Source organism: Ideonella azotifigens, from assembly GCF_021043325.1.
GTDB classification, from domain to species: domain Bacteria; phylum Pseudomonadota; class Gammaproteobacteria; order Burkholderiales; family Burkholderiaceae_C; genus Ideonella; species Ideonella azotifigens.
This window is the reverse complement of record NZ_JAJNKD010000001.1, coordinates 15,403-42,284: the sequence shown is the minus strand read 5'-3', so window position 1 is coordinate 42,284 and position 26,882 is coordinate 15,403. Positions and strand designations below refer to the sequence as shown.

Here is a 26,882-nt window from a genome sequence, read left to right as displayed (position 1 = left end):
AATGCTAGGCGCCACGCACTGTGGACTTTCATGCGCCAACGTCAGCCAGCGTAAAGATCGGATGATCGGCGCGCCCGGCATGCGCTCCCCGGGTGATGACCGGCCACGGCCTCGCACGGACAATGCGCGCGCCCAAAGAACCTCGCACCCCCATCGCCATTGAAGGAACCTTGTGAATCCGCAGTCGCCACTCCGCCGCTTTTCCCGAACCCTGTTTGTCATGTTGTCGCAGTTGGTGGGCCTCGCGGCATCGCTGCCGGCGCACGCGGCAGATTCGAGCGAACCCTTCGAGCTGAAGGCCTCGCTCAAGTATGCGAATGCCTCCGATCAATACCTGATGGTCTACAGCAGCAACGAGGCGACCAGCGGCCCGAACATCTACAGCCGGGCGCTGAAGTCGGACGGCACCCCGCTGGGCACCGATGTCCGCCTGTCCAGTCAAACCGGCAAGATGACCAAGCCCGTGCTCGCCTATGGCGCCAAGTCCGAGCGGTTCCTGGTCGTCTGGGGCCGCAAGCTCGCCGACGAGTCCAGGGCGGAGATCGTCGGGATGAGCCTGGGCCTGAGCGGCGGCGTGGTCCATGAAGAATTCCGGATTTCCGTCTCCGACCTGTACGACCAACGCCCGTCCATCGCCTACTGCCCCGGCCGCGACCGGTTCCTCGTCACCTGGTCAAGAGGCGCGCAGTACGACTACGAGAACGGCGACTCCGATGTCTACGGGCAGTTCATCGCAGGCGATGGCAGCCTCATGCAGGGCGGCAATTTCCTGATCGCCACCGGCGCGAAGAATCAGTTCAAGCAGGACGTGGACTGCGATGAATTGAACGACCGCTTCCTGGTCGTCTGGGAAGACCAGCGCCAGGAGGCAAGCAAGGACGACATCTATGGGCAACTGCTGTCGTCGGACGGCACCCTGCTGGGCAACAACTTCCTGATCGCCAGCACCCCGGACACCGAGCGGCGCCCAGTGGTGGCGGCAAGCGCCAAGACCGGGACCTACCTCGTGGTGTGGGAGGTCGAGATGGCAGACGCCAGCGTTCGCATGTTCAGCCAGACCATCGACCCGAACGGCAATGTGCTGGGCACGCCCACCCTCATCGGTTCAAACCTCGGTGGCGACCGCAATCGCGCCGCGGTGGCCTACCTCAAACAGCAGGACATGTTCCTGGTGGCCTTCGACAATTCGGCATTCGGCGACTACTCTGACGGCATCTATGGCCAGTTCGTCGCCAGCAACGGCAAGCTGCGCCAATACGCCTTCCCGCTGACCATTGCGCAAAAGGGCCAGTACCGGCCGGACGTGGCCGCCGCCAGGAACACCTTCCTGGCCGTCTGGACCGACTACCGAACCACCGTGAACAAGGACAGCACGCACAACGTCTACGAGTACTTCGGGCGCGTCATCGGCAACGACATGGCCTTGTCGTCACGCTGGAAGAACCCCGAAAGCAAGTAGCCACGCGCTGCAGCAGCTTGCGCATGGACCTGCATGAACGGCCATTCAGGTCGAGCGTGCAGGCCCGGTGATCGGTTTGACGCGGGGTCGAAACGCTTCACAGCGTCGCATCTGTGAAGTAGACCATTTGTTGGCCGAAAGTGAGCCATAACCTGACCGTACTTGCGCGAGTTGGGCCGGCCTCGGCCCAACTCAGAAGGCATGACTTGGCCAAGCTTTCAAAACGGAAAGCATAACGTGGCCAAGCTTCCGCCAACCCTAAATGCGCGTCGCCAAAAGGCCGCCGTGCCAAGCCTGGTCAGGCAATGCGAGAACAAGCACCCACTCAAATGAATCAACCCGGGTTTCGAGGAGGCTGTTTGGTTTAAGTCAGGTACCCCCCTCTACGGCACCCGCTCGCGCTGCAGAGGCAGCAGCAAACGACTCTATGGCATCGATGACTGCATCGGTGTCACCCGTCCACCACCAGTGCGAGTCGCCCTGCAGCGGCAGAAACTCGGCGCGCCCGATGCTGCGCGCCAAGTGTTCTCCGGCCTCGAAGCGAACTGCGCGATCGCCACGGCGATGCATCACGAGTGTCGGAGCCGTGATGCGCGGCAGCAGCGGCCGCACGTCCATTTCGCGCAGACCTTTCAGCACAGCGCGCATGCTGGCCGGCGACGCCGACTGGCGCAACATGCGCGCCCACCATGCGCAAGTTTCGGGATCGTCGCGCAGCGTGGGCGCAAAGGTCTGGATGTCCGCCGGACCGCCCCAGCCGGCGATGAGCGAGTCCATCCAGTGGTCAAAGGAGTCGCCGCGCAGCGCCCAGGGGTAGTCCGCGTCGCGACTGCCTCGGGCAAGCGAGCCGAACAGGATCAGCCCGCTGACGCCTTGTGGGTGTTGCGCCGCGATGTGAATGGCCGCCGGTCCGCCTTCGGACGAGCCGAACAGCCAGGCGCGCCCGATGCGTGCTGCAGCAAGCACGGTGAGCACGTCGTCTGCGGCGGACTCGACCGTGCTCACCTCGCCAAGCCGCTCGGACAAACCAACTCCGCGACGATCGAACACGACGACGGTGAAACGTCTTGCGAGCCGGCCGATGGCCTCGCGGATCCCAGGGTGTTCCCAGCCGATTTCGATGTGCGAGACGAACCCCGGCAGCATGACCAGCGCCTCGCCACCCTCGCCGACGGTGGCGTAGGCCACCGAGCCGTGCTTTCCTGTCGCGAAGCGGATCGGCAGTGTCGTGATCGGCGAAGACGGCGCTTCGCGCCGGCCGTGCGCCAGCGCTGCGGCGCGCTCCTTCTCCTGGAGGTAGGCCTGTTCGGTAGCGGGCGCCGGCTTGGTGCCGAACTCGGCACGCAGCGCGTCAGCGCAGCGCATGAACGCTGCATCAACGCCCGCGCCGTCGCGAGCGTCGGCGGCCAGCGCCATGAGGAGCACATAGGACGGCTCGGCATACGGGTCGAAGGCGAGCAGCCGCTCGGCAGTTCCGATCGCGGCCTCGGCACACCCCTGCGCCCGCTGGTGTTCGGCCAGGCAGGCGAGCATGCGGGTCAGCAGATGGACATGCTCGATCCGCTGCATGCGCACCCAGTCGTCGAACTCGTCGGACCCGAACGTCAGCCCATCGAGCAATGGTTCGCACGCGCGCTCCGCCAGCGACTCGATGTCGGCCTGGGGGGGCGGCACTGCTGTGCCGGCAATCATGGCTTGGGCGAGGCTGCGGAATTCGAGCGCTTCGCAACGCAGCGCTCCCGCGGCGAACGAGATGCTGCGTTCATGGCTGTCGATCAGCGCGCGGCCGCAGCGGGCCTCGAGTTCGTAGATGAGTCGGCGCAGCCGCCCCAGTCCGACGGCCGCTGCGGCCTCGGGCCAGAGCATGCGTGCCGCCTGGTCGCGTGAGATCGGTCGCCGCTCAAGCGCCAGCATCGCCATCAGCCCGTAGGCGCGCTGCAGCGAGATGCGTAAGCGCTCGCCGGCCAGCACCAGCGACGGCACCCCGAACAGGTTCAGCAGCAGCGCAGGTGGCTCGGCGGGGTGCATCCGAGCATGGTAGTCAGAGTTCCTCGGTCCCACGTGAAAGGACGTTTCAAGGACGCGCGCGCCATAAGGTTGAGGCACTCACCGCCCCAGACAGATGCATGGAGGAGCCCGTCATGCTTGCCGAATCTTCAACCGTCCGGTCCTGCCAGGCCGCGTCCAGTGCATGCGCACCGGCGAACCCCGTCGGGCTGGGCATCCTCCTCGTGCCTGCGATGGGGGTCGCTGCGCGTTTCTACGAGCCCTTCTTGGCTCAGCTCTCGGCGGCATGCGGCGCGGCGACCGTGACGACGCTTGAGTTGCCCGGGCATCGCCATCCTGGCCATCTTGCCGCTTTTCCTTGTCATCGACCTGCTGTTTCCGCCGCCGGCAGGCGCCCGCACACGAGAGTGGCGCGCGCCGCTGCGGTGACGGCCGCCAATGGGGGGGATGCACGCTGCGATGGCCGGATTCGGTGCCGGCCTGCGTGGTACCGGGCAGGGTCTTCGGGCACACCTTGGCCCCACCCAAACCGAGGAGCTCGTTCATCGCCGCCGACTGCCACCGAAACGACCATGGCACCGACGAAATCTACAGACTGTCGCGTCTGTTGCCACGCGCACGGCCGGGTTTCACCGTCGGCCTCGCCCAACGCGGTGCGCTACGCCGCCTTCGGATGTGCGAGGTGGAAGGCGCGTTCGCTGGTCCAGCCGCCGAGGCGCGGCGATGCCAGCGCAACACCCTGTACCTCGACAGGTGCCACGACGATTAATCGATCTGCAGCCGTCCAACGGGCGGCCTAAGGGACGGACGTGCCGACCGTTTTTTCGGCGCAATTTAAAGGAGAGATCATGCAAAAACAGGAAACCCAGGGCCACGAAGCCCCGGCCTCGACGAAGGGCGATACCAATGATTCGCATGGCCCCAGCAGTTCGGCATTGGAGAGCAGCATCGTGAAAACCTCTCCGGCTCGACTTTTCCGCTTGCACCAGAGGCGAAGGGCGGGCAGGGCTCCTTCCCGCGTTCTGTGCGCGCTCGCTACCGGTGTGGCAGCCGCCGCGCTGACCCTCGCGGGAACGCCCGCCAGGGCGGCCGGCTACACCAACATCCGCGTCTGGAACACGACTCACTGCCTGGACAACGCCACCGACAATGCCTCGAAACTGCAGATGTGGTCGTGCGACAGCGGTAGCGACGAGAAGTGGCTGAAGATCTACAACTCCCAACTCGGTTCGTTCCGCTTCATCAACCAGCGCACGGGCCGATGCATCACGGCGCCGTCCTCCGGCGGGGCGGCGATCACCATGAAGGACTGCGACCTCCAGGCGCTCAACCAAGAGTGGACTGTCTACTATTCCGACCACACGTCCACTGGCTGGTACTACATGTGGCAAAGCGCTTCGCTGAGCGGCTACTGCCTGAACACGGACAGCGTGGGCAACGGCACCGTCATCACTAGTCAGGGCTGCAATCTGGCCGACCAGTATCAGCACTGGCTCGAGGGTTAAAGCACGAGGGGTCGGCCGCCGTCATGCGTGCAGGCTCAAGTGGGCTCTGTCGCGACCCGGATAACAGGCGCGTGATAGCCAACGCGGGCGGGCCGGTTCAGTGCACCAGCGAGTAGAACTGGTTGGCTGCGGAGATGACTTGGCCATCGGGGCAGGTCATCTGCCCCCTGTTGATCATGTGCATGGTTTCGATGCAGGCGATGATCTTGGCCGCCGACCAGAACGACTTGAATCCGAGCATCGGCCGGACGCGCCGCTTGGTGGCTCGGAGGTCCCTCAGCGTAGACCTCCCGGTCCACTGTGTGAAGTTCGGCAATTGCTGGCTGGAAAATCAGGCATGACAAGGCGGCATTTGCACGCCGCGCGCTGGTTCCGGCCAGCCATTCGAGGCATAACGTGGCGAAGCTTTTAGGAGCACCACCAAAAACGTGGCTGAACTTCCTAGGGTGCGCAAGTGCTTGACGCACAAAGAAGACAGACCGCAAATCCTTGCCGGGTTACGCGGTATCGGCAGTGATCAGCACACTGGTCATGGCGAATGCGGCCAAGTTATGGGCATGCTCGACAAGCATCGACCTTCTTGCGGTTCCTCGTTGGTGGTGCGCCCGGCTGGGATCGAACCAGCAACCCCTGGCTTCGGAGGCCAGTACTCTATCCATTGAGCTACGGGCGCCACGGAGAGGAACGCGGATTCTAGCAGGGCTGCGACGGCTGCTCTCTCCCTGCAAGGCCGGCCGCACGCCAGCGCGGTGGCGGACTTGATCCATGTCTAGCGCAGGTGACGGGGGCGGCGCACGGGGTGCATACCCCGCCCCGTCCCGGTGGACCCGCTGGCTATACTCGCACGCTTGAGCGGCCAGGGCGCCCGTGCACTGGCCGTCGGCCTGGGGTTTCAGCGATGCTGAACGCCGCGGGATTGCGATAGATCAAACACCAAGCGAGACGAGGACCTCATGAGCGACGCTCACGTTGAAGCACACGGCGCCCCGCACGACAGCGCGCATGACGGGCCACATGAAGGGCCGATCAAGACGCCCAAGCAGCTGGTGGTGACAGTTGTCGCCTCCTTCCTGGTGCCCATCCTGGTGATCATCATGCTGATCAACTTCGTGGCCTTCGGCAACAAGGAAGCGGCAGGCACCGACGCGCTGGCGCCGGAAGCGGTCGCGGCGCGCATCCTGCCGGTCGGCTCGGTGGAGGTTCGCGCGGCAGGTGCCGCGTCGGCCCGCACCGGCGAGCAGGTGTTCCAGGGCCAGTGCTCGGCCTGCCATGCCAGCGGTGCGCTGGGGGCGCCGAAGTTCGGCGACGAGGCCGCCTGGGGCCCTCGCATCAAGACCGGCTTCGAGGCGCTGTGGCAGTCTGCGCTGAAGGGCAAGGGCAGCATGCCGCCACAAGGTGGCGGCGATGCTTCCGACTACGAGATCGCGCGTGCGGTGGTCTACATGGCCAACAAGGGTGGCGCGAAGTTCGACGAGCCGAAGCCGCCGGCCGATGCTGCCAGCGGTGCCGCAGCCCCGGCAGCCGCCGGTGCCGCCAGCCAATAAGGCGCTCGGCCCCCTGCGAGAAGCCGCCCGCGAGGCGGCTTTTTGCTGCCCGCCCGGTTCGCCTCAGGCAGCGTGCGCCGGCTGGGCCGCCGCGGGGCTGCGCACATAGCCGAACTGCGCGGCCAGCGCCTCGGCGCTGCTGTCCTGCGGCTGCCAGCGGCCGGCTTCGACTTCTTCGGCGGCCAGGTCCATGTCCAGGCTGTGCACCAGGCCTAGGCCGATGTCGGTTGCCAGGTAGAGCCGGCCGGCCTCGTCCAGCCAGCAGGCCGAAAGGCTGGCCGCCAGGCCGGTGTGCGACTGCACGCGCAGCGCGCCATCGTCGCCGCGCTGCAGGCGCCAGACCCAGGGCGCGGCTTCGAGCTCCACGTAGACCCGCTGCGGGCCGTTCTGGAAGAACCAGCAGCCGTGTTCGTCGGCTTCGTAGTTACGGGCGATGAACTCGCGCAGCTTGTCGTGCAGGATGCGGCTGCCCTTGGGATGCGGGAACGGGCCCGCCGCCTGGCAGCGGTCGTCGCGCATGTACCAGTCGCCACGCGCGTCCAGCGCCAGCCAGTTGTAGCAATGCGGCACGTTAGGCCACTTGGCCAGTGCGGCGCGCACGATGTCATCCATGTTCGGGCTCCTTTGGCGTGTCGACCGACGCCAGGTGCTGGCCCAGCCAGCCGGCCACCGCGCGTGGCATGGTCTGCAGGTGGCCAGGAAAGCGCCCGGACGGGAAGCCGACGTGGCCGCCATGGCCGGGCTGCCACAGCGTGACCATGGCCCCGGTGTCCCTGGCCTGCGGCAAGCTGTGTGCCGGCACAAACGGGTCGTTGCGCGCGTTCAGCGCCAGCGTGGGCACGCGGATGGCTGGCAGGTGCGGCTTGGCCGAGGCGCGGCGCCAGTAGTCGTCGGTGTCGCGAAAACCGTGCAGCGGCGCGGTGAACAGGTTGTCGAACTCGTACAGGTCGCGCGCGGCCAGCATGCGCTGGCGGTCGAACAGGCCCGGGTGCTGGCGCAGCTTGGCCAGCGCCTTGGGCTTCATGCTGCGCAGGAACATGCGGGTGTAGACCTGCCGGTTGAAACCTTTGCCGATGGCGTGGCCGGAAGCCGTCAGGTCCAGCGGCGAGCAGACCGCCGCCAGCGCGCTGGCCACAGGACGCGCCGCATGTCCGACCTCGCCGGCCCAGCGCAGCAGCGCGTTCCCGCCCAGCGACACGCCCACCGCCAGCAACGGCCGCTCAGCCCGCTCGCGCAGCCGGCCGAGGATCCAGCCGATCTCCTCGAAGTCCCCCGAATGGTAGGCCCGCGGCGCCAGGTTCAGCTCGCCGGAGCAGCCACGGAAATGCGGCACCGCGTAGGACCAGCCGCGCTCGGCAGCCACTTCGGCAAAGGCCTGGGCATAGGTGCTGGAAGACGAGCCTTCCAGGCCGTGGAACAGCACCAGCCAGGGCGCCTGCGGGTCGGCTGCGGCGCACAGGTCGACGTCGACAAAGTCGCCGTCCGGCGTGGCCCAGCGCTCGCGCGTGAAGCGCGGCGGCGGGCCGAGCACGGGCCTGGCGTAGAGCGCCGGCCAGATGGTCTGCAGATGTCCACCAGGCAGCCAGCGCGGCGCGTGGAAGGCCTGCATGGTCAGACCCGCTCCGTCCCGTCCACTCAGTGCAGCACCGCCGGGGTTTCGATGACCTCCACAGGCTCGTGCGGCGTGCCGGGGCTGGCGTGGTGGGCCACCAGGCGCCAGCCCAGCGTGGTCTTGATGAAGACGTTGGTCGCGCTGACCCAGCCGGTGCGTTTGCCTTCGGCGGTCACCAGCTCCAGCCGTTCGTTGACGCTGTGCACCGCGGCCGAGAGGGTGTGCACGCGCCGCACGTTTTCCGGCTGCACGACGATGGGGCCGTTGCTGAACAAGGCCTCGAAGGCCGCCCGCACCGCCGCGGCGCCGACCATGCGCGGCCCGCCCGGATGCACGCAGATGACCTCTTCCTCCTCGGCCCAGACGGCCATCAGCTTGGCCAGGTCGGCCTCGCGCAAGGCTTCGTAGAACTGGTTCTCGACCTCGTCCGGCGAGGCCAGCAAGGCGGCTGCCTGGGCTTTGGTGGGCATTGGGTCGTCTCCTGTGGGCTGGCGGCGCCCGGCTTAGCGGAACACCACGGTCTTGTAGCCGTTGATCAGCACCCGGCGCTCGACGTGCCAGCGCACCGCGCGTGCCAGCACCACGCATTCGACGTCGCGGCCGACGGCGGTCAGGTCCTCGGCCGACAACGAGTGGTCCACGCGGGCCACGTCCTGCTCGATGATGGGGCCTTCGTCCAGGTCCGGCGTCACATAGTGCGCCGTCGCGCCAATCAGCTTCACGCCGCGCGCGTGGGCCTGGAAATACGGCTTCGCGCCCTTGAAGCTGGGCAGGAAGCTGTGGTGGATGTTGATGGCCCGGCCGCGCAGCCGCTCGCAGAACTCGGGCGAGAGGATCTGCATGTAGCGCGCCAGCACCACCAGGTCGACCTGCTCGGCTTCGATCAGCGCCTCGATGCGCTGCTCCTGCGCACGCTTGGTCGCCGGGTCCGAGCCGCCGACCAGCGGCAGGTGGTGGAACGGCAGGCCGTAGCTGGCGGCCAGCGACTCGAAGGTGCTGTGGTTGGAGACAATGGCCGGGATGTCCACCGGCAGCTGGCCGCTTTTCCAGCGGAACAGCAGGTCGTTCAGGCAGTGGCCGTGCTGGCTGACCATCAGCAGCACGCGCGGCTTGCGGTCCACCGCGTCAATGCGGGCGTCCATGCCGAACTGCTCGCGCACATGGGCGAACAGGCGCTCCAGCGTGGCCACGTCGGCCAGCTGGGCGGGCGCCTCGAAATGCACGCGCATGAAGAACAGGCCGGTGGCGTCTTCGCCCGACACATCGCCGAACTGCTGGGAATCGAGGATGTTGCAGCCGGCCTGGTACAGCAGGCCGGACACGTTGTGCACGATGCCCTTGGTGTCGCGGCAGGCCAGCGTGAGGATGAATTCGTCGGGTCGGGACATCGTCACATTGTAAGGATCGACGATTTCGCCCGGGGCAACGGGGTCAGCCCGCGAGCCTTGCACCCAGCTTGGCGTCCCAGTCCTCGCGCAACAGGCTGAACAGCAGCAGGTCGCGGTGCGCGCCCTGCCAGAAGCCGGCCTGGCGCATGCGCCCTTCGCGCTGGAAGCCCAGGCGCAGCAACAGGCCCAGCGAGGCCTGGTTGGCCGGGTGCACCTGCGCCTCGACGCGGTTCAGCGCCCAGTGCTCGAAGCCCCAGCCCAGCACCGCCTGCAGCGCCTCGCGCATCAGGCCCTGGCCTTGCGCGGCCGGTGCCAGCTCGTAGCCCAGGCCGCAGCTGCGCCAGCCGCGGTTCCAGCGGAACAGGCCGCAGCTGCCAAGCAACTGGTCGTCAGACAACTGCTGCAGGCCCCAGCGGATGCCGGGCTGCCTGGCCTCGCGGCTGGTGCGGAAACCCTCGATGACCTGCTCGGCCTCGGCCAGCTCGGTCAGCGGATCGGTGCCAAACCAGCGCATCGCATCGGCATTGCGGTGGATCTCGAAAAAGGCCGGGGCATCGGCCGGCTGCAACTCGCGCAGCCGCAGGCGCGGCGTCTGGAGCGTGGGGAAATCAGGACTCATCGTGACATGTTAGGCGGCATGGCCTTCCCGTCTTGTCACCGCACAGGTGCATTCCTTGCATGCTGCAACAGCGTGGGCAAGCCCGAACTCCGTCTGGCCGTCATCACGATGGCCACCAGCATCCCGGACCTCGCCGATGAGGAAGGTTGGGACGAAGCCTTGCGCCTGCGCGCGCTGATCCGCGGGCTGGAGCTGGGCGGCTACCGCATTGCCGGGCTGCTGGGCGCCGATGCGCAGCTGCCCGAGAAACTTGCCGCGCTGGCGCCGGATGTGCTGATCGTCGACGCCGAATCCGGCGCGCGCGATGCGATCGAGCACGTGGTCTGGGCCAGCCGCGACGCGCCGCGGCCCATCGTGCTGTTCACCGAAGAGCATGACCCGACGCATGTGCGCGAGGCGCTGGCGGCCGGCGTGGTGGCCTACGTGGTGGCCGGGCTGGCGCCCGAGCGCGTGCGGCCGGTGATCGACGTGGCCATCGCCCGCTTCGAGCACGAGCAGCAGCTGCGCACCGAGCTGGCGGCCGCCAAGGGCCAACTGGCCGAGCGCGAGATCGTCAACCGCGCCAAGGCCTTGCTGATGCAGCGCCATGGCCTGGAGGAACCGCAGGCCTACGCGCGCCTGCGCAAGACGGCGATGAACCAGGGCCAGACGATTGCCGAGATCTCGCGCCGGCTGCTGGAACTGGCCGACCTGTTTTCCTGAGCACCCCCAGACCTGTCGCTTCGCGCCAGGCCCCCCGAGGGGGTCAAGGAAACTTGGGGCGGCTCGGCGTTTCCTTGAGAACCGGACCGCCGATTCGCTCGGCTTTGGTGCAGGCAATTGGTGCAGCGCACGCTGCTGGGCCGCCGTTCTTGGTGCGGAATTCAAAAGGTACCTGTGTGCAGGGCCTCGCTCACCGGGCAAGACGACCTGAAGCCTGGCTGGCACATCGCTTGCATGTAGACATGCGCCGCTCAACGACGAGTGGCAATGATCAAGTTGTAGAAACCGAGAGGACCGAAGCCAACAGGGGCTAGGTTTCCTGGACAAAGGCGTCCGACCGACATGGCTTAGCAGCCCTGTCGTCGGGCGCTTTTTTTTCGCCTGTCGGTTTCACCGTCTGTTCTGTCTGTTGTCCGCCTGCTGAAGGAATTGCCCGCATGTACCCCGCCGAGCGCACCCCGGAACCCCGCCCCGAACACCCGCTGCTGAACCACCACAGCCTGGAAGCCGCCCAGCCCGAGCTGTCGCGCCGCAAGGTGCTGCAGGCCGCCTCGGCCGCCGCCATCGGCGCCATGGGCGTGGGGGCCGGCAGCCTGCCGGGCGGCGCCTGGGCGGCAGGTTCGGACAAGCCGGAGAAGGAGGAAGTGAAGATCGGCTTCATTCCGCTGACCGACTGCGCCAGCATCGTGATGGCCTCGGTGCTGGGCTTCGACAAGAAGTACGGCGTGAAGATCATCCCCAGCAAGGAAGCCAGCTGGGCCGGCGTGCGCGACAAGCTGGTCAACGGCGAGCTGGACATGGCCCACGTGCTCTACGGCCTGGTCTACGGCGTGCACCTGGGCGAGACCGGCCCCAAGAAGGACATGGCCGTGCTGATGACGCTGAACAACAACGGCCAGGCCATCAGCCTGTCCAAGAAGCTGGCCGACGCCGGCGCTGTGGACGGCCCCAGCCTGGCCAAGGTGATGGCCAAGGACAAGCGCGAATACACCTTTGCGCAGACCTTCCCCACCGGCACCCACGCGATGTGGCTGTACTACTGGCTGGCCTCGGCGGGCATCAACCCGATGAAGGACGCCAAGGTCATCACCGTGCCGCCGCCGCAGATGGTGGCCAACATGCGCGTGGGCAACATGGACGGCTTCTGCGTGGGCGAGCCATGGAACCACCGCGCCATCATCGACGGCATCGGCGTCACCGCCAACACCACGCAGGACATCTGGAAGGACCATCCGGAGAAGGTGCTGGGCACCACGGCGGATTTCGTCAAGAAGTACCCCAATACCGCGCGCGCCGTGGTCATGGCCGTGCTGGAGGCCAGCCGCTGGATCGACGCCAGCCTGTCCAACAAGAACAAGATGGCCGACACCATCGCCGACAAGTCCTACGTCAACACCAGCGTGGACGCGATCAACCAGCGCATCCTCGGCCGCTACCAGAACGGCCTGGGCAAGACCTGGGACGACCCGAACTACATGAAGTTCTTCAGCGACGGCGCGGTGAACTTCCCGTACCTGTCCGACGGCATGTGGTTCCTGACCCAGCACAAGCGCTGGGGCCTGCTGAAGGAGCACCCGGACTACCTGGCCACCGCGAAGCAGATCAACCAGATCGAGCTCTACAAGCAGGCCGCCTCGGCGCTGAACATCAGCGTGCCCAAGGACCCGCTGCGCAGTTCCAAGCTGATGGACGGCGTGGTCTGGGATGGCAAGGACCCGAAGAAGTACGCCGACAGCTTCGCCGTGCGCGCCTGAGCCCGTCCCGCGCCGCCAGCCCCCGCCCGCTCCACCCGCACCCCAGGAGATCACCATGGTCAGTGCCGTTTTCCACAGCCCTCTGAGCAGCAGTGCGACCCCACCGGTCGCGCCGACTGATGCCGCCGCCAAGGCAGCGCCCGCCACCCTCCCCGGCACCCCGGCACCGCGGCGACAACGCCTGTCCATCGACTGGCGGGCCGTCTGGCTGCGGGTGCTGCCGCCGGTGCTGGGCCTCGGGTTGATGATCGGCATCTGGGCGCTGCTGACCATCAAGTCGACCACCTTCCCGACGCCGCTGCAGACCTGGGACTCTGCCGTGCAGCTGTTCGCCGACCCGTTCTACCGCAAGGGGCCGAACGATCAGGGCATTGGCTGGAACAGCCTGTTCTCGCTGGAGCGCGTGGCCGTGGGCTTCGGGCTGGCAGCCGCGGTGGGCATTCCGCTGGGCTTCATCATCGGCCGCTTCGAGTTCATCAACCGCATGGTCTCGCCGCTGATCAGCCTGCTCAAGCCCGTTTCGCCGCTGGCCTGGCTGCCCATCGGCCTGCTGGTCTTCAAGAGCGCCAACCCGGCGGCGATCTGGACCATCTTCATCTGCTCGATCTGGCCGATGGTGGTCAACACGGCAGTCGGCGTGCAGCGCGTGCCGCAGGACTACCTCAATGTGGCCAAGGTGCTGAACCTGTCCGAATGGAAGGTCATCACCAGGATCCTGTTCCCCTCGGTGCTGCCCTACATGCTGACCGGCGTGCGCCTGTCGGTGGGCACGGCCTGGCTGGTGATCGTCGCGGCCGAGATGCTGACCGGCGGCGTGGGCATCGGCTTCTGGGTCTGGGACGAGTGGAACAACCTGAACGTGCAGCACATCATCATCGCGATCTTCGTGATCGGCATCGTCGGCCTCTTGCTGGAGCAGTTCCTGATGCTGCTTGCCAAGCGTTTTTCATACGACTGAACCCAAAGGATCACGATCATGAAACCGTTCATCGAAGTCCAGTCCGCCGAAGTCACGTTCCAGACGCGCAAGGGCCCGTTCCAGGCGCTGCGCGACATCGACCTGGCGATCCACAAGGGTGAGTTCGTCACCTTGATCGGCCACTCGGGCTGCGGCAAGTCCACGCTGCTGAACCTGATCGCCGGCCTGCTGAAAGCCACGCAAGGCGTGCTGATCTGCGACGGCAAGGAGATCAACGCGCCCGGCCCGGAGCGCGCCGTCGTGTTCCAGAACCATTCGCTGCTGCCGTGGCTGACCTGTTTCGAGAATGTCTACCTGGCAGTCGAGCGGGTCTTCGGCGGTGCCGAGCCCAAGGCCAAGCTGAAGGAACGCACCGAAGCGGCGCTGGAACTGGTAGGCATGGGCCACGCCACGCACAAGCGCCCGCACGAGATCTCCGGCGGCATGAAGCAGCGGGTGGGCATTGCCCGCGCGCTGGCGATGGAACCCAAGGTGCTGCTGATGGACGAGCCGTTTGGCGCGCTGGATGCGCTGACCCGCGCCAAGCTGCAGGACGAGCTGCTGAAGATCGTGGCCCGCACCAAGAGCACCGTCGTGATGGTGACCCACGACGTGGACGAGGCGGTACTGCTGTCGGACCGCATCGTGATGATGACCAACGGGCCGTCGGCCACGATTGGCGAGATCCTGCCGGTCACGCTGGACCGCCCGCGCGACCGTGTGGCGCTGGCCGAAGACCCGACCTATGTGCATGCCCGCAAGGCGGTGATCGACTTCCTCTACACGCGCCATGCGCATGTCGAGAAGCTGGCCGCGTGATCAGCCCATGATCACCTGCAGGCTGCGTTCATAACTGGCGGTCAGGCGATCGAAGATGTCCAGCAAGGCTTCACTCGATCGCGCCAACGCGCTGCGGCCCTCGGCACTGCCGGGGCCACGCAGGCCGCGCAGCAGACGCAGCCATTCGTCACGCGCCTGCACCAGCGCCTCGCGGATCTCCGGGCTGCTCAGCGGCGCCTGCTCCAGCTCGCGCAGCGTGGCCTCGAAGCCGTCCATCAGCGGGGTCAGCGTGTCCAGCCGCGCCGGCTCGGCCAGCAGCTCGGCCAGCAAGGCATCCTTGGCCAGCCGCTGCACCCGCATGCGCTGGCGGCCGCAGAGGTTGACGATGTGCAGCGCGCTGCGGGCGCCGCCGGCTTCGAGCTGCGCAGCCAGCGCCTCGGCGGCGGCCAGCAGCGCGTCGGCACAGGCGTCGGCGTGCTGCAGCACGGCGGGAGAGAGCCGAACCGAAAGGGCCTGCTGCAGCCTGCCCCAGCTCAGCTGCACCGCCTGCAGTCCGGCGTCCACCGGCGGCCCGGCCAGTGCAGGCAGGCTGTCCAGGTGCAACAGGTTCTCCATCGCCCGCTCGGCCGATGCGTCCTGCAGCGCCCGCGAGCGCCGCGCGTCCACGCCTGCCAGCCGCTGCGCCGCCAGCTTCACCAGCCGCTGCGACAGCATGCGCAGCTGGCCGGCGCGGTTGATGGCCTCGGCCCAGCGCGCCGCCTCGGTGACCGAGCGCGAGACCTCGCCCACGCGCAAATTGGCATGCATGGCCGCGCCGCGCAGCAGCCGGAAGGCCTCGTCCTCGCCCATGCCGCGCGCGCTCATCAGCACGCCCTTGGCGCGGTCCACCCATTTGCGCTCGTCGAGCTGGCCGCGGGCGCGCTGCAGTTCCTCGTGCAAGGCGCACTCGCGTTGCCAGCGCGCACGGTCCAGCGCCAGCGCGGCGGCGGCACTTGCCGCGTCCAGTTCGGCCGGCCACCAGCCGTTCAGGCCTTGGGCCAGCAGCTCGGCGAGCAGGGCCGGCGCTGGCGGCGTGCCCAGCAAGGTCAGCGGACATGGCAGGGGCGCGACATGGGCACCCAAGGCGTCCCGCAGGGCTTGCGCCGACATCAGTGCCAGCACGTGCGCGGGTGCCGAGCTTGGTGCACCCGCACCGAGTTGTGGCACCCAATCGGGGCTTTCAGCCACCTCAATCTGCGCCGCGCCAGTGTCCCGCAAGGCCTGGCGCCAGCCGTTCGGCAAGGCCGACGCGGCGTCTGCGGCATGCGATGCCGAGCCTGCCGAAACAGCGCGGATCACGAGGGTGGGAGCGGTCATGACGGCAATTCTTTCACGCCCTTCGGCGGGTCCGCGAGGGCGGTGTGTGTTGGCGCCGATTCGGCACAAATTGGCAGCGCTTCGCAAGAGGTGCCGCAATGGGCACGGCACTTGCATGAGAAACGCCCACAAGCGGTGTAACGACGCATCGCCGATTCAAGTGCACCAGGCCGGTGAGCCGGGCCATGCTGTTCCGCATGGCACTGCGGTTCTGCCGTTTAGCCAGTCTGCGCTGTTGCCTGCCCCGCGCTGCGCCCATGCGGCGCCATGGGCCACGCTCAACACCGCGCACCGCATCCTTCCCGCACTGGCCTTGCCAGCTGCTTCCGAGCGCCGCGCCGGCCCCGCACCCTCTCCTTTCGCTGCCATCGCCTGGCCTGAACGCCGCGCGCTGGCGACCTCCGCCTGAACCGCCGACAGGCCCGTGACACCGGGCCCGAAGCCCCGCTGTCCCGCTCATTTCGTCCACCGCCAGCCCTTCAACCCACCAGCCAGCCCCAACGCCATGTCCAGCTTCAAGAGCTTCCTGCGCGCAGGCCATGCGCCCACGCTGTTCGCCGCGTTCTTCTACCTGACGTTCTCCTTCGTCATCTGGGTGGTGAACGGCGCCATGGCGCCGTTCATCAGCGAGGAGTTCCACCTCACGGCGGCCCAGAAGGGCACCATGCTGGCCATTCCCATCATGGCCGGCGCGCTGATGCGCTTCCCGCTGGGCCTGTTGGCCCAGTACGTGGGCAGGAAGACCGCCACCCTGGTCGAGCTGGTCCTGATCGCCGGCGCGATGTCCTTCGGCTACTTCTTCGTGCACAGCTACAACGACATGCTGAAGATGGCGCTGCTGCTGGGCGTGGCCGGCGCCAGCTTCGGCGTGGCGATGTCGCTGGGCTCGGGCTGGTTCCCGCCGCGCTACAAGGGCCTGGCGATGGGCCTGGTGGGCGCCGGCAATGTTGGCACGGCCATCGCCGCACTGGCCGCCCCGCCGCTGGCGCAGAAGTTCGGCTGGCAGACCGTCTACGGCCTGGCCGCGCTGGCCTCGCTGGTGCCGATGGCGGTGGTGGCCTTCCTGGCCAAGGAGCCGCCGGACCGCGACGAGCACGCCAACCTGCGCGCTCACCTGGCCTGCCTGTTGGAAAAGGACGGCTGGGTCTTCAGCCTGATCTACGTCGTGACCTTCGGCGGCTTCATCGGCATCACCACCTTCCTGCCCACCTACTATTACGACCAGTTCGGCGTGAGCAAGGTGCAGGCCGGCCAGCTGACCATGCTGGCGGCGCTGATGGGCTCGGTGGTGCGCATTTTCGGCGGCTGGATCTCCGACCATTGGGGTGGCGTCAACACGCTGACGGTGGTGCTGGTGGTGACGGCGTTTGCGCTGGTCGGCGTGGGCCTGTCGTCCAGCTCCATCGTGCTGACCACGCTGCTGCTGATCGTCTGCTTCGCCGCTTTAGGCGCCGGCAATGGCGCGCTGTTCCAGCTGGTGCCGCTGCGCTGGCCCACCTCCACCGCGGTGGCCGGCTCGATGATCGGCGAGATCGGCGCGCTGGGCGGCGGCACGGTGCCGGCGCTGATGGGCCAGGTCAAGCAGCAGACCGGCAGCTTCTTCATCGGTTTCGTGGTGCTGGCGGTGTTCTCGCTGCTGATGCTGGCGGTGATGCGCAAGATGCAGCTGCGCTGGACCCGCACCTGGGCAGAAAAAGGTGGTCGCGCCCGGGTGCATGCCGAGTCGTCTCCGGTCGTGGCCAGCAAGCCCGGCTTGCGCCGCGTCGGCTGATGGCCCTCACCGCTCGCGCATCATGACCGCCCCCAGCTCTGTCCGTCGCAACGCCGCGCAAGCTTGCAGCGCCGTGGCGCGCGCCTCATCTGGGCAAGAACAAAAGCCAGAACACCAGCAGGAAGTTCAGCAGCAGGGACAGGCCCAGCGCCAGCTTCAACAACGCCGCCGGATCGCGCTGCATCAGCGGCGTGGCAGCCGGTGCGCTGACCGGGCGCGCAGCACCGCGCTGCAAGGCCAGCAGCAGCTCGTCGGCGGTCTCGAAGCGCTGCGCGGCGTCGCGCGCCACGGCCTTGGCCAGCAGGTGGTCCAGCCAGATCGGCACGTCGGGTCGCAGGCGGCTGGCGGGCTGCGGGTCGCGCCGGTAGCCGCCGGTCTGCCAGGGCTCGACCTCCCCGTAGGGCAGGCGGCCGGTGAGCCATTGGTACAGCGTCACGCCCAGCGCAAACAGGTCGCTGCCGGCATCGGCCACACCGCCCTGCCACTGCTCGGGGTTCATGTAGCTGGGCGTGCCGGCATGCAGCTCGCGCTGCGCGGCGCTTTCGCGGCCGCTGACGGCCACGCCCAGGTCCAGCAGCCGCCACTGGCCGTCGTCGCCCAGGTGCAGGTTGCCGGGCTTCACGTCGCGGTGGATCACGCCCTGGCGGTGCAGCCGCGACAGGATCTCGGCCCAGGCCTGCGCGGCGGCGAGCAGCTCGCTCACGCCGGGCCGCTGACCCTCCTCCATGCGCTGGGCCAGCGTGCGACCGCTGTGCCACTCGAAGACGGTGTAGAGCGCGCTGGCGTCGGCACCGCGCGGCAACACGCGCACAAAGCCCGGCTCGCCTCGGTCGCTGACGCGCTGGCCCAGCCAGGCCTCGTGCGCCAGCATCGCGCGCTCTTCCGGGTCGCTGGCGCGGCTGGGGTGCAGCGTCTTCAGCGCCACCAGCTGGCCCTGCCGGTCACGCGCCTGGTAGATCAGGTGCACGCCGGTGTCTGCCACGCGGGCGGTGACCTGGTAACCGTCCAGCCCGTCGCCCACCTGCAGCACACCGAGCACGGGCAGGCGCTTGGCATCGGCCCACTCGTCGTGCAGCTGGCGCGCGTCCAGCCCGGTGACACGCAGCACCAGCGCGGTCAGGTTGTCGCGGCTGCCGGCGTCGCGCGCGGCCTGCACCATCGCATCGGCCGCGGTCTGCGCGTCGGCCTCGGCAGCCAGGCCCAGCAGCGCGGCAATGCGCGCCGGCTTGAGCACACCATGCACACCGTCACTGGTCATCAGGAAGCAGTCGCCCATGTGCACGTCGCCCTGCGCGAAGTCGATGCGCACCGCGTCGTCCAGTCCCACGGCGCGGGTCAGCCGGCTGCGCTGGTCCGGGTGGTCGAAGGCATGGTCGTGGCTGAGCTGGGTCAGCTCGCCGGCTTCGGGCGCGCCTTCGACCTCGCTGCCGCGGCGCAGCAGCCAGGCCCGCGTGTCGCCCACGTGGGCCAGCGTCCAGGTCTGGCCGTGCAGCGCCAGCGCGGTCAGCGTGGTCAGCGCAGTTTCTTCGCTGCCGCGGCCATTGCGGCGCCGGTTGTGGCCGGCCAGCCAGGCGTTCTGTGCGCTGACCAGCCGGTCCAGCACGACGCTGGTTTCCCAGGTCGCGGGCGCGGCGAAGAAGTCCGACAGCAGGCCCATCACCGTGGTCTGTGCGGCCTCGCGGCCCAGCCCACCGGCCGACACGCCATCGGCCACCGCCGCGATCAGCCCGCGCGCCGCCTCGTGCGGCTGGGCGCGCACGGCACCGGCGAAATCCTCGTTCAGCGGGCGGGCGCCACGCTCGCTGCAGCAGCCGATGTCAACTTCAAAGCTCATGCCGGGATTGTCAACGGCCTCGCCGGCCGGTGCTGAGCGCCCGAATACCGTTTCCGTCCTCTCTCCTACCGATTCAACGCCCCGCCCTCAAGGACTCCGCCATGAAAAAGATGAAGCTCGTGATGATCGGCAACGGCATGGCCGGCGTGCGCACGCTGGAAGAGCTGCTGAAGATCGCCCCGGACATGTACGACATCACCGTTTTCGGTGCCGAGCCGCATCCGAACTACAACCGCATCCTGCTGTCGCCGGTGTTGGCGGGTGAACAGACCATCGACGAGATCATCCTGAACCCGCTGAGCTGGTACGAGGAACACGGCATCACGCTGCACCTGGGCAAGACGGTGGTCGACGTGGACCGGGCGCGCCGCGTGGTCACCGCGGCCGACGGCACGGTCGCCGAATACGAGCGGCTGCTGATCACCACCGGTTCGAATCCTTTCATCCTGCCAGTGCCCGGAAAGGACCTGATCGGCGTGATCGCGTACCGCGACATCGCCGACACCAACACGATGATCGAGACCGCCAAGACGCACAAGCATGCGGTCGTCATCGGCGGCGGCCTGCTGGGGCTGGAGGCGGCCAACGGGCTGATGCTGCGCGGCATGTCGGTCACCGTGGTGCACATCAGCAGCTGGCTGATGGAGCGCCAGCTGGACACCGTGGCCGGCAAGCTGCTGGAGAAGTCGCTGGCCGACCGGGGCCTGAAGTTCGAGCTGGGCGCCCACACCGCGGCGCTGCTGGGCAACGACGAAGGTCGAGTTCGTGCGGTGCAGTTCAAGGACGGCCGCGAGATCCCGGCCGACCTGGTGGTGATGGCCGCCGGCATCCGCCCGAACACCACGCTGGCCGAGAAGATCGGCCTGCACTGCCAGCGCGGCATCGTCGTCACCGACACCATGCAGACCGTGACCGACGCGCGCATCTACTCGGTTGGCGAATGCGCCGCGCACCGCGGCATTGCCTACGGCCTGGTGGCGCCGCTGTTCGAGCAGGGCAAGGTCTGCGCCACGCACCTGGCGCACTTCGGCATCGGCCGCTACACCGGCTCGCAGACCAGCACCAAGCTCAAGGTCACCGGCATCGACCTGTTCTCGGCCGGCGACTTCATGGGCGGCGAAGGTTGCGAGGAAATCCTGCTGTCCGACCCGACCGCGCCGGGCGGCGGCATCTACAAGAAGCTGGTGATCAAGGACGACAAGCTGGTCGGCGCCTGCCTGTATGGCGACACGGTGGACGGCAGCTGGTACTTCAAGCTGCTGCGCGAAGGCCGCTCGGTGGCCGACATCCGCGACCGCCTGATGTTCGGCGAGAGCAACATCGGCGACACGGGCCACGAAGGCCACAACAAGGCCGCGGCGATGGCCGACAGCGACGAGGTCTGCGGCTGCAACGGCGTCAACAAGGGCGCCATCTGCAAGGCCATCAAGGACAAGGGCCTGTTCACGCTGGAAGAGGTGCGCAAGCACACCAAGGCCAGCGCCTCCTGCGGCTCCTGCACCGGCCTGGTCGAGCAGCTGATCATGTTCACCGCCGGTGGCGACTATTCGGCCACGCCGAAGAAGAAGGCCATGTGCGGCTGCACCGACCACAGCCACCAGGAAGTGCGTGACGCGATCTTCAAGGACCACCTGACCAGCATCCCGCAGCTCATGCAGCACCTGGGCTGGAAGACGCCCAACGGCTGCGCCAGCTGCCGCCCTGCGCTGAACTACTACCTCATTTCGTCCTGGCCCAAGGAGGCAAAGGACGATCCGCAGAGCCGCTTCATCAACGAGCGCTCGCACGCCAACATCCAAAAGGACGGCACCTACTCCGTCATCCCGCGCATGTGGGGCGGCGAGACCACCGCCGACGAGCTGCGCCGCATTGCCGATGCGGTGGACAAGTACAAGATCCCCACGGTGAAGGTCACCGGCGGCCAGCGCATCGACCTGCTGGGCGTGAAGAAGGAAGACCTGGTCAACGTCTGGAAGGACATCGGCATGCCTTCTGGCCATGCCTATGCCAAGGCGCTGCGCACCGTGAAGACCTGCGTGGGCTCGGAGTGGTGCCGCATGGGCACGCAGGACAGCACCCAGATGGGCAAGGACCTCGAGCGTGCGATGTGGCGCATGTACGCGCCGCACAAGGTCAAGTTCGCCGTCTCGGGCTGCCCGCGCAACTGCGCTGAAGCCGGCATCAAGGACGTGGGCATCATCGGCGTGGACTCCGGCTGGGAGATGTACGTGGCTGGCAACGGCGGCATCAAGACCGAGGTCGCCCACTTCTTCACCAAGCTGAAGACGGCCGAAGAGGTGCTGGAATACACCGGCGCCTTCATGCAGCTTTACCGCAAGGAAGGCTGGTACCTGGAACGCACCGTGCATTACGTCAGCCGCGTGGGCCTGGATTACGTGAAGAAGAAGATCCTCGACGACCACGAGGGCCGCAAGGCGCTGTGGGCCGAGCTGCAGTTCGCGCTGGACGGCGAACCGGACCCGTGGTTCGATTTCGACAAGGCACGCGTGGACACCCGCCAGTTCCAGCCGCTGCAGCCGCAGCTGGCTTCCTCCGCCACCAGCGCCTGAACACGGAGACCTTCGCCATGACCACCTGGACCCCCATCTGCCGCATTGACGACATCCCCGTGCTGGGCTCGCGCCGTGTGCTGCGCGAAAAAGGCGCGGCCGTCGCGCTGTTCCGCACCGAGACCAACGAAGTGTTCGCACTGCTGGACCGCTGCCCGCACAAGGCCGGCCAGCTGTCGCAAGGCATCGTCTTCGGCAGCAGCGTGGCCTGCCCGCTGCACAACTGGACGATTGGCCTGCACGACGGCCAGGCCGCTGCGCCGGACGTGGGCTGCACGCCGCGCTTTGCGGTGCGCATCGAAGACGGCGCCGTCAGCCTGAAGGCCGATGAACTGGCCACGCTGGGCACCGAGCTGCCGCTGCCGATGGCCGGCCCCTGCCTGCGCCACGCGGCCTGAAGGAGACCGCCATGGTGCAGACGCGCTCGACCTGTCCGTACTGCGGCGTCGGTTGCGGCGTCGTGATCGAACACGATGGCGCGCAGATCACCGGCGTCTCAGGCGATCCCGACCACCCGGCCAACTTCGGCCGGCTGTGCACCAAGGGCTCCACGCTGCACCTGACCGCCAGCGCCAGCATCACCCGCCAGACGCGGCTGCTGCAGCCGCTGCTGCGCGCCGAGCGCGGCAAGCCCGCCACGCCTGTCACCTGGAACACCGCGCTGGACCTGGCAGCCGAGCGGCTCTCGACCATCCACCAGCAGCACGGTGCCGACGCGATCGGCGTCTACATCTCCGGCCAGCTGCTGACCGAGGACTACTACGTCTTCAACAAGCTGGTGAAGGGCCTGCTGGGCAGCAACCATGTGGACACCAACTCGCGCCTGTGCATGAGCAGCGCGGTGGCCGGCTACAAAGCCACACTGGGAGCCGATGCACCACCTTGCAGCTACGAGGACCTGGCTCTGGCCGACACGGTCTTCATCACCGGCAGCAACATGGCCTGGGCCCACCCCATCCTGTTCCGCCGGCTGGAAGACGGCAAGCGTGCGAAGCCTGAGCAGAAGTGGATCGTCGCCGACCCGCGTCGCACCGAGACAGCGGCGATGGCCGACCTGCACCTGCCGCTGCTGCCCGGCAGCGACGTGGCGCTGTACCACGGCCTGCTGCACCTGATGCTGTGGGAAGGCTTCACGAAGCCGGCCTACATCGCCGCCCACACCGAAGGCTTCGACGCGCTGAAGGCGCGCGTGCGCGACTTCACGCCACGCGAAACCGCCCGCCTCACCGGCCTGCGCGAGGACGACCTGCTGACCGCCGCGCGCTGGTTCGGCGACAGCCCGGCCACCTTGTCGCTCTACTGCCAGGGCCTGAACCAGAGCGCCGACGGCACCGCGAAGAACGCCGCGCTGATCAACCTGCACCTGGCCAGCGGCCAGATCGGCAAGCCCGGCGCCGGCCCGTTTTCGCTGACCGGCCAACCGAATGCGATGGGCGGCCGCGAAGTGGGCGGCCTGGCCAACCTGCTGTCCGCGCACCGCGACCTGGCCAACCCCGACCACCGCGCCGAGGTGGCCAGGCTGTGGGGCGTGCCCAGCGTGCCTTCGAAGCCCGGCAAGAGCGCGGTCGAGATGTTCCAGGCCGCGGCCGATGGCGAAATCAAGGCGCTGTGGATTGCCTGCACGAATCCGGCCCAGTCCATGCCCGACCAGGCCATGGTGCGCCGCGCGCTGGAACGTGCCGAGTTCGTGATCCTGCAGGAAGCTTTTGCCACCACCGCCACCGCGCCGTTTGCCGACCTGCTGCTGCCGGCCACGACCTGGGGCGAGAAGGACGGCACGGTGACCAACAGCGAGCGCCGCATCAGCCGCGTGCGGCCAGCCATTCCGGCAGCAGGCCAGGCCCGGCACGACTGGCACATTGCCGCCGACATCGCCCGCCGCATCGCCACCCGCATCGCGCCGGGCCGCATTGCGATGTTCGACTACGCGACACCCGAATCGGTCTGGAACGAGCACCGCGAAAGCACGCGTGGCCGCGACCTGGACATCACCGGCCTGAGCTACGCCATGTTGGAGACGCAAGGCCCGCAGCAGTGGCCGCTGCCCGAAGGTGCCACCCAAGGCCAGGCCCGGCTCTACGAAGACGGCCGCTTCGCCACCGCCAGCGGCAAGGCCAAATTTGCCGACGTGCCGTTCAAGCCGCTGGCCGAACCGCGCGACGCGCAATACCCGTTCAGCCTGGGCACCGGCCGCTTGCGCGACCAGTGGCACGGCATGAGCCGCACCGGCACGCTGGGCCGGCTGTTCGGCCACGACAGCCTGCCGGCGGTGGACCTGGCGCCGGCCGACATGGCACGCCTGAAACTGGCCGAAGGCGACCTGGTCGAAGTGCGCTCGCGCCGCGGCTCGCTGGTGCTGCCGGCGCGTGGCAGCGACACCGTCCTGCCCACGCAAGCCTTCATCGCGATGCACTGGGGCGAAGAAGTGCTGACCGGGCACGACGCGCAGGGCCGGCCGGTGCCTGGCGTCAACGCGCTGACCACGCCCGCGTACTGCCCCATCTCCAAGCAGCCCGAGCTGAAGCACTGCGCGGTGCACATCGCCAAGGCCCACGTGCCGTGGCGGCTCACCGCGATGGCCTGGCTGCCGGCCGACCAGGCGCTGGCACTGCGCGAGCAGATGCACCCCTTGCTGCACGCCTTCTCCTGGGCCAGCCTGCTGCCGTTCGGCCGCGAGCCGGACCTGGGCCATGCCACGCTGCCGGACGGCCGCGTCGGCCTGCTGCTGCGTGCCGGCGCGGCCAAGCCCATGGCCGACACGCTGGCCGCCGTGCTGCGCGACGCGATGGGCCTGGGCGCGCCCGGCGTGCTGGGCTACCAGGACGCCCGCCGCGGCCAGCAGCGCGCGCTGAAACTGCACCGCGACGAAGCCGGCGCGGAGCGCCTGCTGGCCTTCTGGCTGGCGGGCGACGCAGCCAGCGTGGGCAGCGGCGAAACCTGGCTGCGCAGCCTGCTGGAAGCCGACCAGACCCTGCCCGGCCCCGGCCGCATGCTGCTGGCCCCGGGCGCGCTGGGCCAGGCCATGGCCGGCGCGGCCGCCGTGCCGCGCAGCCCGCAGGTCTGCACCTGTTTCAACGTGACCGAACAGCAGATCCGCGACGCGCTGCCCGCGCTGCCCGGCACGGTGGACAACCGCGTCGCCCAGTTGCAGGCCACCCTGAAGTGCGGCAGCAACTGTGGCTCCTGCATCCCGACGCTGCGCAAGCTGGTACAGGCCGTGCCGGTGGCCGTCACCGCCACGCCGGCGACCTGAAGCCACAATGCCGGCATGAGCATCGCCCCCTACCTGAAGGAAATCGGCCGCGGCAAGGACGGTGCGCGGGCGCTGAGCCGCGCGCAGTCGCAGGACCTGATGGCCAGGCTGCTGGACGACCAGATCTCGGACCTGGAAAAAGGCGGCTTTGCGCTGGCGATGCGCATCAAGGGCGAGACAGCGGAGGAGCTGGCGGGGTTCATGGACGCGGTGCTGCCGCGCATGCTGGCACTCGCCAGCCCCACGCCCGCGGTGCTGCTGCCCTGCTACAACGGCGCGCGCAAGCTGCCGGCGCTCACGCCCTTGCTGGCGCTGCTGCTGGCGCGCGAAGGCGTGCCGGTGCTGCTGCACGGCTTCACGCGGGATGCGGCGCGCGTCACCAGCGCCCAGGTGCTGGAAGCGCTGGATCTGCCGCCAGTGGACAGCGCTGCGGCAGTGCAGGCGCGCTGGACCACCGGCCAACCGGCCTTCCTGCCGCTGGAGGTGCTGCATCCGTCGCTGGCCAGGTTGCTCGCGCTGCGTGCGGTACTCGGCCTGCGCAACCCCGGCCACACGCTGGCCAAGCTGCTGCCGGCCGTGCCGGGCGCGCTGCGGGTGGTCAACCACACGCACCCGGAATATGCCGACAGCCTGTCCGACTACCTGACGCTGAGCGAGGCCACGGCCATGCTGTTGCGCGGCACCGAAGGCGAGCCGGTGGCCGACCCGCGCCGCCTGCCGGCGCTGAAGTGCTTTGTGCGTGGCCAGCAGGACGAAAGCTTCAGCGTGGCCGCGCAAGGCGGCTCGCTGCTGCAGGTGCCCACGCTGCCGGCCAGCACCGAAGCCAGCGCCGCGGCCGGCTACATCCGCGCGACACTGGCCGGCGAACTGCCGGTACCCGAGCCCATCCTGCGCCAGCGCGACGCGCTGCTGGCGCTGCGCCAGACCCTTGCGAACTGACCCGAACCGAGCTGCCGCCATGACCGCTTCGCCCACCATCCACCCCGTCCACCTCGTCGGCGCCGGCCCGGGCGACCCCGAGCTGCTGACGCTGAAAGCCGTGCGCGTGCTGCGCGAAGCCACGGTGATCCTGATCGACGACCTGGTGGGCGAGCGCGTGCTCGACGAGGTGCTGGACGGCTCGGCGCAGGCCAGGCCGCGCGTCGTGCACGTGGGCAAGCGCGGCGGCTGCGCGTCGACGCCGCAGGCCTTCATCGAGAAGCTGCTGGTGCGCGAAGCGCTGGCCGGCGAAAAGGTGGTGCGGCTCAAGGGCGGCGACCCACTGGTCTTCGGCCGCGCCGGCGAAGAGATCACCGCACTGCGCGAGGCCGGCGTGCCGGTGATCGTCGTCAACGGCATCACCGCCGGCCTGGCCGCCGTCAACGCGCTGGGCACCGGCTGGACCGACCGCCGGCATGCGCAGGGCGTGATGCTGGTCACCGGCCATGCGCAATCCGGCGGTACCGGCGCAGACTGGGCCGCCATCGGCGCGGCCGCGGCCACCGGCCTCACGCTGGTCATCTACATGGGCGTGACGCAGGCCCCGCGCCTGGTCGAGCAACTGCTACCGGCGCTGGGCGCGGACTACCCGGCCGCCGTGGTGCAACACGCCAGCACCGCCTCGCAGCGCTGCGCGCTGACCACGCTGGGCGAGCTGGTCGCCACCATCGACCGCGAAGGCCTGGGCAGCCCCGCCGTGCTGGTGCTGGGCCGGGTGCTGGAAGCGGCGGCGGTGCAGGCGCTGCAGCCCTGGGTGGACCAGGCCGCAGCGGGCTGAAGACGCCTGCCTGA

The 26,882-nt window shown here is 68.3% G+C and carries 21 protein-coding genes, 1 tRNA gene and 1 pseudogene; 13 read left to right on the top strand and 10 right to left on the bottom strand.

The genetic code is table 11. From position 1 onward, the window contains the following. Positions 1–220 precede the first annotated feature (220 nt). Positions 221–1,459 carry a hypothetical protein gene (locus tag LRH25_RS00175; RefSeq protein ID WP_141288836.1) on the top strand — a complete coding sequence of 413 codons (1,239 nt, stop codon included), beginning with the start codon at positions 221–223 and terminating at the stop codon, positions 1,457–1,459. Positions 1,460–1,828: 369 nt separating this feature from the next. Here the strand turns inward: LRH25_RS00175 and LRH25_RS00170 are convergent, their stop codons facing one another. Beyond that, positions 1,829–3,487, bottom strand: coding sequence for a bifunctional AfsR/SARP family transcriptional regulator/alpha/beta hydrolase (locus LRH25_RS00170; RefSeq protein WP_141288834.1), 1,659 nt, complete (start codon positions 3,485–3,487; stop codon positions 1,829–1,831). Positions 3,488–4,314: 827 nt separating this feature from the next. On the opposite strand from LRH25_RS00170, the gene LRH25_RS00165 reads away from it, so the two are divergent. Continuing rightward, positions 4,315–4,971, top strand: coding sequence for an RICIN domain-containing protein (locus LRH25_RS00165; RefSeq protein ID WP_141288837.1), 657 nt, complete (start codon positions 4,315–4,317; stop codon positions 4,969–4,971). A gap of 97 nt (positions 4,972–5,068) precedes the next feature. Here LRH25_RS00165 and LRH25_RS00160 read toward each other — a convergent pair. Together LRH25_RS00160 and LRH25_RS00155 are read right to left on the bottom strand one after the other, a co-directional pair. Continuing rightward, a pseudogene (locus LRH25_RS00160) lies at positions 5,069–5,248 on the bottom strand (IS6 family transposase); the annotation flags it as partial. Positions 5,249–5,568: 320 nt separating this feature from the next. Further along, positions 5,569–5,644: transfer RNA gene (locus LRH25_RS00155), tRNA-Arg, on the bottom strand. Positions 5,645–5,924: 280 nt separating this feature from the next. Between LRH25_RS00155 and LRH25_RS00150 the strand changes: the two genes are divergently transcribed. Next, positions 5,925–6,515, top strand: a complete 591-nt coding sequence (locus LRH25_RS00150) for a c-type cytochrome (RefSeq protein WP_231009989.1) — start codon at positions 5,925–5,927, stop codon at positions 6,513–6,515. 63 nt (positions 6,516–6,578) lie between these two features. On the opposite strand, the gene LRH25_RS00145 is transcribed toward LRH25_RS00150, so the two are convergent. The 5 genes from LRH25_RS00145 to LRH25_RS00125 are packed head-to-tail and all read right to left on the bottom strand — an operon-like array spanning position 6,579 to position 10,134. Then, complete coding sequence (locus LRH25_RS00145) at positions 6,579–7,127, bottom strand: DUF2946 family protein (RefSeq protein ID WP_231009988.1); 549 nt, start codon at positions 7,125–7,127, stop codon at positions 6,579–6,581. Then, a complete protein-coding gene (locus LRH25_RS00140; RefSeq protein ID WP_231009987.1) occupies positions 7,120–8,124 on the bottom strand; it encodes a YheT family hydrolase in 1,005 nt (334 codons plus the stop codon). The genes LRH25_RS00145 and LRH25_RS00140 overlap by 8 nt, the downstream gene beginning before the upstream one ends. A 26-nt stretch (positions 8,125–8,150) precedes the next feature. Next, positions 8,151–8,597 carry a YybH family protein gene (locus LRH25_RS00135; protein WP_141290927.1) on the bottom strand — a complete coding sequence of 149 codons (447 nt, stop codon included), beginning with the start codon at positions 8,595–8,597 and terminating at the stop codon, positions 8,151–8,153. A gap of 33 nt (positions 8,598–8,630) precedes the next feature. Further along, on the bottom strand, positions 8,631–9,515 hold the full coding sequence (gene purU / locus LRH25_RS00130) for a formyltetrahydrofolate deformylase (protein WP_141290926.1): 885 nt from the start codon (positions 9,513–9,515) through the stop codon (positions 8,631–8,633). Positions 9,516–9,558: 43 nt separating this feature from the next. After that, positions 9,559–10,134, bottom strand: coding sequence for a GNAT family N-acetyltransferase (locus tag LRH25_RS00125; protein ID WP_141290925.1), 576 nt, complete (start codon positions 10,132–10,134; stop codon positions 9,559–9,561). A gap of 72 nt (positions 10,135–10,206) precedes the next feature. Here LRH25_RS00125 and LRH25_RS00120 point away from each other — a divergent pair, with 72 nt between their 5' ends. The 4 genes from LRH25_RS00120 (at position 10,207) to LRH25_RS00105 (ending at position 14,367) form a co-directional block, all read left to right on the top strand. Further along, entirely contained in the window at positions 10,207–10,836 is a 630-nt protein-coding gene (locus tag LRH25_RS00120) for an ANTAR domain-containing response regulator (protein ID WP_231009986.1), read from the top strand. Between the two features lie 437 nt (positions 10,837–11,273). Then, positions 11,274–12,590: a CmpA/NrtA family ABC transporter substrate-binding protein gene (locus LRH25_RS00115; protein ID WP_141290080.1), complete on the top strand. Its 1,317-nt coding sequence runs from the start codon at positions 11,274–11,276 to the stop codon at positions 12,588–12,590. A 55-nt stretch (positions 12,591–12,645) separates the two neighbouring features. Next, positions 12,646–13,548 (top strand): nitrate ABC transporter permease, encoded by a 903-nt coding sequence (ntrB, locus tag LRH25_RS00110; protein ID WP_141290081.1) that lies wholly within the window; start codon positions 12,646–12,648, stop codon positions 13,546–13,548. 18 nt (positions 13,549–13,566) lie between these two features. Next, positions 13,567–14,367, top strand: a complete 801-nt coding sequence (locus LRH25_RS00105) for an ABC transporter ATP-binding protein (protein WP_141290082.1) — start codon at positions 13,567–13,569, stop codon at positions 14,365–14,367. On the opposite strand, the gene LRH25_RS00100 is transcribed toward LRH25_RS00105, so the two are convergent. Beyond that, positions 14,368–15,684, bottom strand: coding sequence for a type IV pili methyl-accepting chemotaxis transducer N-terminal domain-containing protein (locus LRH25_RS00100; protein WP_231009985.1), 1,317 nt, complete (start codon positions 15,682–15,684; stop codon positions 14,368–14,370). A gap of 505 nt (positions 15,685–16,189) precedes the next feature. Here LRH25_RS00100 and LRH25_RS00095 point away from each other — a divergent pair. Further along, positions 16,190–17,455: an MFS transporter gene (locus tag LRH25_RS00095; protein ID WP_141291234.1), complete on the top strand. Its 1,266-nt coding sequence runs from the start codon at positions 16,190–16,192 to the stop codon at positions 17,453–17,455. Between the two features lie 85 nt (positions 17,456–17,540). On the opposite strand, the gene LRH25_RS00090 is transcribed toward LRH25_RS00095, so the two are convergent. Then, a complete protein-coding gene (locus LRH25_RS00090; RefSeq protein ID WP_231009984.1) occupies positions 17,541–19,289 on the bottom strand; it encodes a bifunctional protein-serine/threonine kinase/phosphatase in 1,749 nt (582 codons plus the stop codon). 101 nt (positions 19,290–19,390) lie between these two features. On the opposite strand from LRH25_RS00090, the gene nirB reads away from it, so the two are divergent. Genes nirB through cobA form a run of 5 tightly spaced genes read left to right on the top strand, consistent with a single transcriptional unit; the run spans position 19,391 to position 26,868 of the window. Continuing rightward, positions 19,391–21,859 carry a nitrite reductase large subunit NirB gene (gene nirB / locus LRH25_RS00085; RefSeq protein ID WP_141289513.1) on the top strand — a complete coding sequence of 823 codons (2,469 nt, stop codon included), beginning with the start codon at positions 19,391–19,393 and terminating at the stop codon, positions 21,857–21,859. Between the two features lie 17 nt (positions 21,860–21,876). Then, positions 21,877–22,257, top strand: a complete 381-nt coding sequence (gene nirD, locus LRH25_RS00080; protein WP_141289512.1) for a nitrite reductase small subunit NirD — start codon at positions 21,877–21,879, stop codon at positions 22,255–22,257. Between the two features lie 11 nt (positions 22,258–22,268). Then, a complete protein-coding gene (locus tag LRH25_RS00075) occupies positions 22,269–25,112 on the top strand; it encodes a nitrate reductase (RefSeq protein ID WP_231009983.1) in 2,844 nt (947 codons plus the stop codon). 15 nt (positions 25,113–25,127) lie between these two features. Then, positions 25,128–26,051: a DNA-binding protein YbiB gene (ybiB, locus tag LRH25_RS00070; protein ID WP_231009982.1), complete on the top strand. Its 924-nt coding sequence runs from the start codon at positions 25,128–25,130 to the stop codon at positions 26,049–26,051. 19 nt (positions 26,052–26,070) lie between these two features. Continuing rightward, entirely contained in the window at positions 26,071–26,868 is a 798-nt protein-coding gene (gene cobA, locus LRH25_RS00065) for a uroporphyrinogen-III C-methyltransferase (RefSeq protein ID WP_231009981.1), read from the top strand. Positions 26,869–26,882 lie beyond the last annotated feature (14 nt).